Origin of the sequence: Ketogulonicigenium vulgare WSH-001 (genome assembly GCF_000223375.1) — a bacterium.
Classification (GTDB): Bacteria; Pseudomonadota; Alphaproteobacteria; order Rhodobacterales; family Rhodobacteraceae; genus Ketogulonicigenium; species Ketogulonicigenium vulgare.
Window position 1 is genome coordinate 2,462,969 of sequence record NC_017384.1, and the last position, 12,691, is coordinate 2,475,659.

A 12,691-nucleotide genomic window follows, 5' to 3' on the forward strand; every position below is an offset into this window, starting at 1 on the left:
CATGGCGCGTGGACGCAAGGGTCGCAATATTTCGGGTTGGGTCATCGTCGATAAACCGGCGGGGATCACCTCGACTGCGGTGGTGAACAAGATCCGCTGGGCGTTCGACGCGCAAAAGGCGGGCCATGCCGGCACGCTCGACCCCGATGCAACCGGCCTTTTGGCCGTGGCGCTGGGCGAGGCGACAAAGACCATTCCCTATGTCACCGACGCGCTGAAGGCCTATGAATTCACCGTCACCTTTGGCGCCAGCACCAGCACGGATGATGCCTCGGGCGAAGTGGTCGCAACCAGCGACGCCCGCCCTACAGATGCCGCCATCAAAGAGGCGCTGAACGCCTTTGTCGGCGATATCATGCAGGTGCCGCCCGCCTTTTCCGCCATCAAGATCGACGGCGAGCGCGCCTATGATCTGGCCCGCGAGGGGCAAGAATTTGAAATCGCGGCCCGTCCGCTGTTCGTCGAAAGCCTGCTGTTGGTGGATCGCCTAGATGCCGATCATGCGGTGCTGGAAATGACCTGCGGCAAGGGCGGTTATGTCCGGTCCATCGCGCGCGATCTGGGCGCGGCGCTGGGCTGCTATGGTCATGTGCTAAAGCTGCGCCGCATCTGGTCCAGCAGCTTCACGTTGAAGGGGGCTGTCACGATGGAACAGGTCGAAAGCCTGGCCCGCACCCCCGCGCTGGATGATCTGTTGCAACCGCTGGAGGTTGCACTGGCCGATCTGCCCATGGTGACCTGCCCCGAAGCCAGCCTGACACGGTTTCGCAACGGCAATCCCGCGCTGGTCTTTCCTGCGCCGGGGCTGGAGTTCGGCGATGAAGCCTGGGTGTCTGTCGACGGTCGCGCCCTGGCCATCGGCCAGTATCGCGGCAGCGAACTGCACCCTGCGCGGGTGATCGTCGGCGTATAGGCTGCGTTAACCAATCTCTAACTTTGAGCGCCGCGCGTGCTGCGCTGCGTGCTATGACATCGCCCATGTATCCCTTTTGTTCGGGTGTGGGCGATGTTTGCATTATTGGGTCTTTTGGGGCTGATGGCCGCAGGCTATGCGCTGTCGCCCATCTTGGATTTCGGCCGCGCCGCGCCCGAGGAAGACGACGACCCTCTTCCGAAGCCCGACGATGAACCGGCAACAGCGGGCGGCGATCTGCTGGACGAGGACGACCCTATCGAGATCACAACCCCGGCCCCCCTTGATCCGCTGCAAGGCATCCTCGCTTGGGCGGCAAAGGGCGGCGAGGTGCTGCAGGGCAGCGCATTGAACGACTATCTGCTGGGCGACGACGGCGACGACCGGCTAGAGGGCGGCGCGGGCGATGACGAACTGCTGGGCGGCAATGGCAATGATGTGCTGATCGGCGGCGATGGGGATGACAAGCTCTATGGCGGCGCCGGGGATGATATCCTGCTGGGCGAGGCGGGCGATGACCTGATCCATGGCGGCGATGGCGATGATTACCTGCACGGCGGCAGCGGCGATGATGTGCTGCATGGCGGGCCGGGCGATGACATTTTGGTCGGGGGCCTTGGATCGGACACTCTGTTCGGCGGCGCGGGCAATGACATTTTGGACGGGCGCGAACCGGCGGGGCAGGCCACGCGTGACTGGCTGAACGGCGGCGCGGGGGATGACCGCTTGTACCTTGGCGCGCTGGATATCGGCCACGGCGGCACCGGCGCTGATACCTTTGTGCTGACCGCCGCCCAAGGGGCCGAGGGTTTCGCCGAGGTGCAGGATTACATCTCGGATGATGACCTGATCGAGGTGCTCTATGATGGCGATACGCCCCCCGTCCTGACCACCGCGGCGGGGCAGGGCGGCGTCATGCTGCTGGCGGATGGGGTGGCACTGGCTTTCTTTGAGGGGCAGGCCGATCTGCCACTGGATCGCATCGTGCTGACGCCTGCCGCCGATGACATCACCGACACCAGCGGCACGGAATGGCTGCAGCGCTGGGCGGATCGGCAGGCGGATAAGCAATCCGCCACCCAAAACCCCAGCCCAGACAGCTGACGCTGGGTCTGTTGCCGCTTTTCTTTTATAAGAATCTCGGCTATGGGCACGCATCCTTTCATGCCCCGTGTGTGTCAGGATCTATCGGACCATGCTGGACGACATCCCGGCATGGCCCATTTTGTCGTTACATAAGGAGACAGTGATGTCGATTACGCCCGAAGAAAAAGCCCGCCTGCTGAAAGAATTCGCGATCAAAGAAGGCGACACCGGTTCGCCCGAAGTGCAAGTCGCGATCCTGTCGTCGCGCATCGCGACCCTGACCGAGCACTTTAAATACCACAAGAAGGACAACCACGGTCGCCGTGGCCTTCTGAAGATGGTGGCCCTGCGCCGCAAGCTGCTCGACTATGTCAAAGGCAAGGACGAAGCACGCTACCAGAGCCTGATTGAGCGCCTGGGTCTGCGTCGCTAATCAATAACGGGCCGCGCTGGCAACAGTGCGGCCCGCATACGTTGAATTTCTGGGATGAGGCAACGGGCCGGGCCCGACCCGCCTGCCAGCCCACCAAACCATAGGGCCAGGGGCATACGGCCCCTACGCAAACGGCCTCGATCGGAGGCCCGGATAGGAAAACCGATGTTTAATCAAATCAAGAAATCCATCCAGTGGGGGGACGAGACCCTCACCCTGGAAACTGGCAAGATTGCCCGCCAGGCGGATGGTTCCGTGATTGCAACGCTGGGTGAAACCAGCGTCATGGCAAACGTGACCTTTGCCAAGGCTCCCAAGCCCGGTCAGGACTTTTTCCCGCTGACCGTCCACTACCAAGAGAAATACTATGCCGCCGGTAAAATTCCGGGCGGCTTCTTCAAACGCGAGGCCCGCCCGACCGAGCGCGAAACCCTGATTTCGCGCCTGATCGACCGTCCGTGCCGCCCGCTGTTCGTCGAAGGTTTCAAACACGAAGTTCTGGTCATGGCCACCGTGCTGTCGCACGATCTGGTCAACGACCCCGATATCGTTGCGATGATTGCAGCCTCGGCTGCGCTGACCATTTCGGGCGTCCCCTTCATGGGCCCGATCGGTGCGGCACGCGTCGGTTATTCGAACGGCGCCTATACGCTGAACCCCGCCATCGACGAGCTGCACGACATCCGCAATAAATCGGAGCAGCGTCTGGACCTGGTCGTCGCCGGCACCAAAGACGCCGTGATGATGGTCGAATCCGAAGCCTATGAGCTGTCGGAAGACGAGATCCTGGGCGCCGTTGTTTTTGCACATGAGCAAATGCAGCCGGTCATCGACCTGATCATCGATCTGGCCGAAGACGCCGCCAAAGAGCCCTTCGACTTCCAACCGGCTGACACTTCGGCCCTGCTGGCGGCTGTCACCGCGCTGGGCGGCGAAGACATGCGCGCCGCTTTCGCGATCCGCACCAAGCAAGACCGCGTCGCCGCGATCGACGCCGCCGTCGCCAAGATCAAAGCTGGCCTGACCGAAGAACAGCTGGCTGACAGCAGCCTCGGCGCTGTGATCAAGCAGTTGGAATCCGACGTTCTGCGCAGCGACATCGTCAAGCATGGCCGCCGTATCGACGGTCGCAGTCTGGACGAAGTGCGCCCGATCGTGTCGGAAACCGGCCTGCTGCCGCGCGCGCATGGCTCGGCGCTGTTCACCCGCGGCGAGACCCAAGGTCTGGTCGTCACCACGCTGGGTACCGGCGATGACGAGCAGTTCATCGACGCGCTGCACGGCAACTTCAAATCGAACTTCCTGCTGCACTATAACTTCCCGCCCTACTCGGTCGGCGAAGTGGGTCGCGTAGGCTCGCCCGGTCGCCGCGAAATCGGCCACGGCAAGCTGGCATGGCGCGCGCTGCAGGCTGTTCTGCCGGCCAACACCGACTTCCCCTACACGATCCGCGTCGTGTCCGAGATCACCGAATCGAACGGTTCGTCCTCGATGGCGTCGGTTTGCGGTGGCTCGCTGTCGATGCTGGACGCAGGCGTCCCGCTGAAGGCACCGGTTGCTGGCGTGGCCATGGGCCTGGTGCTGGAAAAAGACGGCTCGTGGGCTGTTTTGACCGACATTCTGGGTGACGAAGACCACCTGGGCGATATGGACTTCAAAGTGGCGGGTACCGAAGCTGGTATCACCTCGCTGCAGATGGACATCAAAGTCGCGGGCATCACGCCCGAGATCATGCGCAAAGCACTGGCGCAGGCCCGCACCGGTCGCCTGCACATCCTGGGCGAAATGGCGAAATCGCTGACCACCGCGAACGCTTTCTCGGCCCATGCGCCGCGGATCGAGACGATGCAGATCCCGACCGACAAGATCCGTGAAGTGATCGGCTCGGGCGGCAAGGTCATCCGCGAGATCGTGGAAACCTCGGGCGCCAAGGTCGACATCAACGACGACGGCACGATCAAAATCGCATCCTCGAACGGCGAAGCGATCAAGAAGGCCTATGACATGATCTGGTCGATCGTGGCAGAGCCGGAAATCAACGGCATCTACAAAGGCACCGTTGTCAAACTGGTCGATTTCGGCGCTTTCGTGAACTTCTTTGGCAAGCGCGATGGTCTGGTGCACGTCAGCCAGATCGAAAACCGCCGCCTGAACCATCCCTCGGATGTGCTGAAAGAAGGCCAAGAGGTCTGGGTCAAGCTGCTGGGCTTTGACGATCGCGGCAAGGTGCGCCTGTCGATGAAGATCGTCGATCAAGCCACCGGCGAAGAAATCGCCAAAGAAGAGACGTCCGAAGCCAGCGAATAAGGCCGGGTCTTCTCGTAAAAGTTGTGGGCTCCGAGCATCGCTCGGGGCCTTTTTTCATTCTTTCGCATGGCCAAAGATTGAAAGCAGTGATCCGCCTGCCTAGTCTTTTACGTAAGTTATAGTGTGTGTTCAGTGTTTTGTTGCTGAATGATGCTAGAATCCGCTGTCGGAGGACAAGATGACAACGCGTAGAAAATTAATTTTGGGGGCTGCCGCAGGGATGATTGCTGCGCCCGCGCTGGCCTTGGCGCAAACGCCGCTGCGTATGACCGTCACCCCCGAAGTGACGAGTGACGATCTGACCCTGCCGCCGAATGTCGAGGGCAATTACCAGATCCCCGAACGTTATCAGGCGCGTATCGTGCCGGTGCAGGCCGGATTGCAGCCGGGCAGCTTTCATATCGTCTCGGCGGCCTATCACCTGTATTTCATTCTGCCCGAGAACCGCGCCATCCGTTACGGCGTCGCCATCGGCTCGGAAGGCCTCGGCTGGCACGGCAGCGCGCGCATTCAGCGCAAGGTCGAATGGCCCTCGTGGCGCCCGACCGATGAGATGATCGAGCGGAACCCCGCCGCCTATGAACGCTATCGTGATGGTATGCCTGGCGGCCCGACGAACCCGCTAGGGGCGCGTGCGCTGTATTTCTATCAAGACGGCCGCGACACGGCGATCCGCGTCCACGGCACCGTGCAGCCCGCCTCGATCGGCAGCTCCAGCTCGAACGGCTGTTTCCGCATGTACAACAGCCATGTGATCGACCTGTACAACCGCGTGCCGCTGGGCAGCATGGCCTACGTTTATTAATGCATAAAAGGGCTTAAATGGCGGGCCGGACGTGACATTCCCGGCCCGCTCGGCTATACTCGTCCGGTAGACTATACGGGATAAACCGAATGAGCGAGCCCAAGCCGCAGCCGGGTGATTACGGCGCCGATTCCATCAAAGTTCTGAGGGGCTTGGACGCCGTGCGCAAGCGCCCGGGCATGTATATCGGTGACACCGATGACGGCTCGGGTCTGCACCACATGATCTATGAAGTCGTCGATAACGGCATCGACGAGGCGCTGGCCGGTCATGCCACCAGCGTTTACGTCAAGATTCACGCCGATAGCTCGGTCTCGGTGCGCGACAACGGTCGCGGCATCCCGGTCGGCATTCATGCCGAAGAGGGCGTCTCGGCGGCTGAAGTCATCATGACCCAGCTGCATGCGGGCGGCAAATTCAACAATACGGATGAAAGCGGCAACGCCTATAAGGTCTCGGGCGGCCTGCACGGCGTTGGCGTCTCGGTGGTGAATGCGCTGTCGGAATGGCTCGAGCTGCGCATCTGGCGCGACGGCCATGAATATCACGCGCGTTTCGAGCATGGCAATGTCGTCCAGCACGTCAAAGACCTCGGCCCCTCGGACGGCGAGCGTGGCACCGAGGTGCGCTTCCTTGCCGCTGTGCGTGTCGCGGCGAACGAGGGCACGTTCTCGAACCTTGAATATTCCTATGACGTGCTGGAACGCCGCCTGCGCGAGCTGGCTTTCCTGAACTCGGGCGTGCGTATCGTTCTTGAGGATGAGCGCCCCGCCCAGCCGCTGAAGACGGAACTCTATTACGACGGCGGCGTGCGCGAGTTCGTCAAATACCTCGACCGTTCGAAAACCGCGATCATGCCCGAGCCGATCTTTATGGTGGGCGAGCGCGCCGGTATCGGTGTCGAGGTCGCGATGTGGTGGAATGACAGCTACCATGAAAACGTGCTGCCCTTTACCAACAACATCCCCCAGCGCGACGGCGGCACCCATATTGCGGGCTTCCGCGCGGCGTTGACGCGCACCATCACCAAATATGCGCAAGACAGCGGCATCGCCAAAAAGGAAAAGATCGACCTGACCGGCGATGATGCCCGCGAGGGGATGACCTGTGTCCTGTCGGTGAAAGTGCCTGATCCGAAATTCTCGAGCCAGACCAAGGACAAGCTGGTCTCGTCCGAGGTGCGCCCCGCGGTTGAAAACCTTGTCGGCGAAAAGCTGGCCGAATGGTTCGAAGAGAACCCGCAGATGGCCCGCATGATCGTCGGCAAGATTATCGAGGCCGCCCAAGCCCGCGAAGCCGCCCGCAAAGCGCGCGAGCTGACGCGCCGCAAATCCGCGCTGGACGTGAATTTCATGGCCGGCAAGCTGAAAGACTGCGCCGAGAAAGACCCCTCGAAAACCGAACTGTTCATCGTCGAGGGTGACTCGGCCGGTGGGTCGGCACAGATGGGCCGCGACCGTCTGACCCAGGCGATCCTGCCGCTGCGCGGCAAGATCCTGAACGTCGAACGCGCGCGGTTTGACCGGATGCTGTCTTCGGCCGAAATCGGCAACCTTGTGATGGCGCTTGGCACCGGCATTGGCCGCGACGAGTTCAATCTGGCCAAGCTGCGCTACCACAAGATCGTCATTATGACCGATGCGGACGTCGATGGCGCGCATATCCGCACGCTGCTGCTGACGTTCTTCTTCCGTCAGATGCCGCAGTTGATCGAGGCGGGCCATGTCTATATCGCGCAGCCGCCACTGTATAAGGTGTCGCGTGGCAAGTCCGAGGTTTACCTGAAAGATCAGGCTGCTTACGACGAATATCTGATCCAGCAGGGCGCGGATGCCACCGTGCTGAAACTGGGCAACGGGATGGAGCTTGCGGGCGCCGATCTGCTGCGCGTGATCGAGGAAGCGCGCCAGCTGCGCCGCGTTCTTGACGCCTTCCCAACCAGCTATCAGCGCCATATTCTGGAACAGGCTGCCATCGCCGGTGCCTTTGTGCCGGGCGTGGTGGACAGCGATTTGCAGGGCGTGGCCGACCGTGTTGCCACGCGTCTGGATCTGATCGCCGCTGAATACGAGCGCGGCTGGATTGGCCGCATCACGCAAGATCGCGGTATCCGTCTGGCCCGTATCCTGCGCGGCGTTGAAGAGGTGCGGACATTGGACGGGCAGATGCTGCGCTCGGGCGAAAGCCGCCGCGCGGGCAGCTTTACCCAGTCGCTGCAAGAGGTCTACGGCCTGCCCGCGACGCTGGTGCGCAAGGATCGTGCCCAGTTGATCAATGGCCCGCTGGACCTGCTGAAAGCCATCCTGTCCGAGGGTGAGCGCGGGTTGCAATTGCAACGCTATAAGGGTCTGGGCGAGATGAACCCCGAACAGCTGTGGGAAACCACGCTGGACCCCGATGCCCGCACCCTGCTGCAGGTCCGCGTTGATGATATGACCGAGGCCGATGACATCTTTACCAAGCTGATGGGGGATGTGGTCGAGCCGCGCCGCGAGTTCATCCAGAACAACGCCCTCAGCGTCGCGAACCTCGACTTTTAATCAAAAGGGCCCTGCGGGGCCCTTTTTTACGCCCGCTGCTTTACGCCCGACGCGCGCGTGCGGCAAAGCAGCCCTGTTTGGCGTAATGCAGATGGACATAGGATACATCCGCATTTTCAAACACTTCGGCCAGCGCGGCCGCCAGATCATGGCCCGGGACCACATCCGCCGCGATCATCATATCATCCACATCAAAGCCGCGCAGCGAGATCAGCCGTGTCAGCAACGACGGCGGCACCGTCCCGACCTCGGGCCGCGCTTGCGCGATACCCGCGCGCACAAAGATCGCGTGGCGCGATTGAAAGGGCGTGTGCGCAGGCTGGTGTTCATAGTTGATCAACAGCACCGTCTCGCCAATCGCGGCATCCGTCAGGCTGATGCGGCAGGGCGTGCCCGGATGGGCATCAACCACAACGCGCCGCGCATTCATGCGCTGCAATGCGCTATCGCTCAGGGTGAAAAGCGGGGCGAAATCCGCAGGGTCTAGCCCCTCGATCTGGAACGGCATGGGTTTTCCTTTGGTCCGATGGCCAAAGGAAAACCCATGCCCCTATCCGCGCCAACCCGAATCCTGCGCATTCGCCCTCAGGCGCGGACGAGATAGCGGCGCAGGCCCAGAAAGATCGGCTGCGCCACGGCAATGATCAGCACGATCCGCAAGATATGCAGGGTCGAGACATAGGCGACCTCTTCGTCCATCGCCAACGCCAGCAGGCTCATCTCGGTCACGCCGCCCGCAGCATAGCCAAGGAAGGCCTGCGGCGGCGGGATGTCGGTGATCTGCGTCAGTCCCAGCGCGAACAGATAGGTGGTGCCGATCATGATCATCGCCACAATGGCCGAGGGCACCATCGCGCGCAGCACAGCGCGGGCGGGCAGGCCCAGAAACCGCGCACCGATGGTGGCGCCCATAATGATCTGCGCGCCGTTGACCAGCACAGTGGGGGGCGGCACCTGTACCCAGCCGATCATATGCGCCGCGCCTGACAGCACCATCGGCCCCATCAGGTCGGGCGCAGGCAGATGCAACAGGCGCGCCACCGTCCGCCCCAGCACCGCGCAAGCGGCTAGAAGGGCATAGTCCAGCACGCTTGGCACATCCAAGGCCACCCAATTGCTGCCGCCGCTGTTGCTGGTGCTGACGCCGTAAATCGCGCCAAACAGCAGCGCGATCAGCGAGACCGTCATCATGATCCGCGTCGCATGGGCCAGCGCGATCTGGCGATCATCGCCGCCCGCCGCCGCGCCCAGCACGAACATCTCGTTCAGGCCGCCCGGCATGGCGCTGAAAAACGCGGTCACCGGGTCCATCTTCAACGTCTTGCGATAGATGACATAGCCGATCCAGGCCGAGACGATCAGCACCGGCACAAGGCCAATCACCGCCAGTGCCCAATCGCCGATCTGGCCAAACATCTCGACCGTGACGCGCGATCCCATCATCACACCAAGGATCGGAATGACAAAGGGCCGGATGCGACCCGGCCCTGCAATCGGCGCGCGCGCGATGGACAAAGCCGCCATCACCAGCATCGGCCCCATCATCCACGGCAGCGGCATTTTCAAAGCGTAGGCGCCAAATCCCGCCAGAGTTGCCAAAACAAGCCCAAGGATATGCCGCGCGCTGATCTTCATGCCTTAATCTGTCTCCGTATCCAGATGGGGCGCTTGCCCCAAATGCTGGTCGCCCCGCGCCTTTGCCAGTGCGATCTGTTTTTGCCGCTCGCGAAAGCGCAGCTTGTCCACGTCAGATGTCTCGGCGATGCAATGCAGGCACGAGACGCCTTCCTCGAATGAATTGAGCGCGCGATCCTCGGGCGACAGCGGCATGCGGCAGGCGTGGCACAGGGTGTGGTCGCCCTCGGCCAGACCGTGTTTCAACGCCACGCGGCCGTCAAAGACGAAACATTCGCCCTGCCATTTGGTGTCATCCACCGGCACATCTTCCAGATATTTCAAGATACCGCCCTGCAGGTGGTACACATCGGCGACACCCTCGTTCAGCAGGTAATTCGTCGATTTCTCGCAGCGGATGCCGCCGGTGCAGAACATGGCGACGCGCTTTCCCGCGAATTCCTGCTTGTGTTCTTGCCACCAGGCGGGGAATTCGCTGAAGGATTTCGTCTTGGGGTCGATCGCGCCTTCGAACGTGCCGATGGCGACCTCGTAATCATTGCGTGTGTCGATCACCACCACATCGGGGGCCGAGATCAAATCGTTCCAATCGGCGGGGGCGACGTAATGGCCGGTGCGCGCCAGCGGGTTCACATCGGGCTGGCCCATTGTGACGATCTCGCGTTTCAGGCGCACTTTCATCCGCAAAAAGGGCTGTTCCTCGGCATGGCTTTCCTTCCACACCAGATCTGCGCAGCCGGGCAGGGCGCGGATATGCGCGATCAGCGCGTCGATCCCCGCGCGGGGGCCGGCGATGGTGCCGTTGATCCCCTCGGGCGCCAGCAGCAGCGTGCCATAGACGCCCGCCTCACGGCACAGCGCCTGCAGCGGCCCGCGCAGGGCGGCCGGATCGGGAAAGCGGGTAAAGTGATAAAGCGCAGCAACGGTGAACATGCCCTGTCCTTAGTCCCGTGCGCGCGGACTGACAAGCGGGGGCATTGACGATGGTGGCAATGCTGCTTACCCATTCGCCATGTAACAGATCCTTGCACGAGAATTGCCATGCAAACGCGCGATCCCTTTCCGGAAAATGAGGCTCTGATCGTCATCGACGTGCAGAATGATTTCTGTCCAGGCGGTGCCTTGGCCGTGGCGGGCGGGGATCAGATCGTCGCCGGCATCAATGATCTGATGGCGCAGTTCCAGACCGTGGTGCTGACGCAGGATTGGCACCCCGCAGGTCATTCCAGCTTTGCCAGCAGCCATGCAGGCCAGAGCCCCTATAGCGTGATCGACATGCCCTATGGCCCGCAGGTGCTGTGGCCCGATCACTGCGTCCAAGGCACAGGCGGCGCGGATTTCCACCCCGCGCTGAATGTGCATGCGGCGCATCTGGTGATCCGCAAAGGCTTCCGCCCCGGCATCGACAGCTATTCGGCTTTCTTTGAAAACGACCACAGCACGGTGACAGGCCTTGATGGCTACTTGCGCGCGCGCGGCATCACGCGCGTGACGCTGGTCGGCCTCGCCACGGATTTTTGCGTGAATTATTCTGCGGTGGATGCGGCGCGCCTTGGCTATGCGGTGAGTGTCGACACCGGCCTCTCGCGCGGGATCGACCTGAACGGCTCGCTGGCCGATGCGCTGGAAACCATGGCCGAGGCTGGCGTCGTTATCAAGTAAGGGAGACCCCGATGGTCGATATTGCAACCCGGGTCTGGAACCACAAATGGCGCATCGACCCGATCGTGCGCTCGCTGATTGACGACGATTTCTACAAGCTGCTGATGTGCCAATCGGTGCGCCGCAACCGGCCCGATGCGCATGTCACCTTCAGCCTGATCAACCGCAACACCTCGCTGCGCCTTGCCGAGATTATTGACGAGGGCGAGCTGCGCGAACAGTTGGATAACGTGCGCACCCTGTCGCTGTCGCGCGGTGAAAGCACATGGCTGCGCGGCAATACATTCTATGGCAAGCGTCAGATGTTCAGCCCCGATTTCATGGAATGGTTCGAACGCCTGCGTCTGCCCGCCTATCATCTGGAAAAGCGCGACGGCCAATATGAGCTGACCTTTGAAGGTAGCTGGCCCGAGGTGATGCTGTGGGAAATCCACGCCCTGACCATCATCATGGAGCTGCGCTCGCGCGCGGTGCTGCGCGATATGGGCCGGTTCGAGCTGCAGGTCCTCTATGCCCGCGCCATGACCAAGGTCTGGGAAAAGGTGAACCGGCTGCGCGAAGTGCCCGAGATCCGCATCGCCGATTTTGGCACCCGCCGCCGCCATTCCTTCCTGTGGCAGGATTGGTGCGTGCAGGCGCTGCAAGAGGGCTTGGGCGATAGTTTCACCGGCACCTCGAACTGCCTGATCGCCAAGAACCGCGACCTCGAGGCGATTGGCACCAACGCGCATGAGCTGCCGATGATCTACGCCGCGCTCGCGGATAGCGATGCGGAACTTGCCGCCGCGCCCTATCAGGTGCAGGAAGATTGGCAGGTCGAACACGAGGGCAATCTGCGCATCATCCTGCCCGACACTTTCGGCACTGAAGGTTTCCTGAAAAACGCCCCCGCATGGCTGGCGTCATGGACAGGCATTCGCATCGATTCCGGCGATCCGGCAGAAAAGGCGGAACTCGCCATTCGCTGGTGGCGTGATCGCGGCGAAGATCCGACGACAAAGCTGGTGATCTTCTCGGACGGGCTGGATGTCGACAAGATGCTGGCGCTGCACAAGCAATTCTATGGCCGCATCAAGGTCAGCTTTGGCTGGGGCACGATGTTGACCAATGATTTCATCGGCCTTGTCCCCGGCGACCGCCTTGCGCCCTTTAGCATCGTGGTGAAAGCGGCGTCTGTGAATGGCCGCCCGACGGTGAAACTGTCGGATAATCCGGGCAAAGCCATGGGCCCCGCGGACCAGATCGAACGCTATAAGCGCGTCTTTGGCGTCGGCCAGCAGCAGTATTTCGAGGTAAAGGTTTAGTCCTCG

Annotated in this window: 11 protein-coding genes; 8 read left to right on the top strand and 3 right to left on the bottom strand. The window is 61.8% G+C overall.

What is annotated here, in order from left to right; translation table 11 throughout:
- The first annotated feature begins 1 nt into the window (after position 1).
- The 6 genes from truB (at position 2) to gyrB (ending at position 8,084) form a co-directional block, all read left to right on the top strand.
- Positions 2-913, top strand: coding sequence for a tRNA pseudouridine(55) synthase TruB (gene truB / locus KVU_RS12270; protein WP_013385564.1), 912 nt, complete (start codon positions 2-4; stop codon positions 911-913).
- 93 nt (positions 914-1,006) lie between these two features.
- Positions 1,007-2,017, top strand: a complete 1,011-nt coding sequence (locus KVU_RS16375; protein ID WP_013385565.1) for a calcium-binding protein — start codon at positions 1,007-1,009, stop codon at positions 2,015-2,017.
- 145 nt (positions 2,018-2,162) lie between these two features.
- Complete coding sequence (gene rpsO, locus KVU_RS12280; RefSeq protein WP_013385566.1) at positions 2,163-2,432, top strand: 30S ribosomal protein S15; 270 nt, start codon at positions 2,163-2,165, stop codon at positions 2,430-2,432.
- 165 nt (positions 2,433-2,597) lie between these two features.
- Positions 2,598-4,739 (top strand): polyribonucleotide nucleotidyltransferase, encoded by a 2,142-nt coding sequence (gene pnp, locus KVU_RS12285; RefSeq protein ID WP_013385567.1) that lies wholly within the window; start codon positions 2,598-2,600, stop codon positions 4,737-4,739.
- Between the two features lie 178 nt (positions 4,740-4,917).
- Positions 4,918-5,544, top strand: coding sequence for a L,D-transpeptidase (locus tag KVU_RS12290; RefSeq protein WP_013385568.1), 627 nt, complete (start codon positions 4,918-4,920; stop codon positions 5,542-5,544).
- Positions 5,545-5,633: 89 nt separating this feature from the next.
- Entirely contained in the window at positions 5,634-8,084 is a 2,451-nt protein-coding gene (gene gyrB, locus KVU_RS12295) for a DNA topoisomerase (ATP-hydrolyzing) subunit B (protein WP_013385569.1), read from the top strand.
- Positions 8,085-8,124: 40 nt separating this feature from the next.
- On the opposite strand, the gene KVU_RS12300 is transcribed toward gyrB, so the two are convergent.
- The 3 genes from KVU_RS12300 to trhO form a co-directional block, all read right to left on the bottom strand.
- Complete coding sequence (locus tag KVU_RS12300; protein ID WP_013385570.1) at positions 8,125-8,592, bottom strand: DUF1203 domain-containing protein; 468 nt, start codon at positions 8,590-8,592, stop codon at positions 8,125-8,127.
- A gap of 77 nt (positions 8,593-8,669) precedes the next feature.
- On the bottom strand, positions 8,670-9,719 hold the full coding sequence (locus KVU_RS12305) for an AbrB family transcriptional regulator (protein WP_014538073.1): 1,050 nt from the start codon (positions 9,717-9,719) through the stop codon (positions 8,670-8,672).
- A gap of 3 nt (positions 9,720-9,722) precedes the next feature.
- Positions 9,723-10,652, bottom strand: coding sequence for an oxygen-dependent tRNA uridine(34) hydroxylase TrhO (gene trhO / locus KVU_RS12310; RefSeq protein WP_013385572.1), 930 nt, complete (start codon positions 10,650-10,652; stop codon positions 9,723-9,725).
- A gap of 108 nt (positions 10,653-10,760) precedes the next feature.
- Here trhO and pncA point away from each other — a divergent pair, with 108 nt between their 5' ends.
- Together pncA and pncB are read left to right on the top strand one after the other, a co-directional pair.
- On the top strand, positions 10,761-11,381 hold the full coding sequence (gene pncA, locus KVU_RS12315; protein ID WP_013385573.1) for a bifunctional nicotinamidase/pyrazinamidase: 621 nt from the start codon (positions 10,761-10,763) through the stop codon (positions 11,379-11,381).
- Between the two features lie 11 nt (positions 11,382-11,392).
- Positions 11,393-12,685, top strand: a complete 1,293-nt coding sequence (pncB, locus tag KVU_RS12320; RefSeq protein ID WP_013385574.1) for a nicotinate phosphoribosyltransferase — start codon at positions 11,393-11,395, stop codon at positions 12,683-12,685.
- Positions 12,686-12,691: the final 6 nt, after the last annotated feature.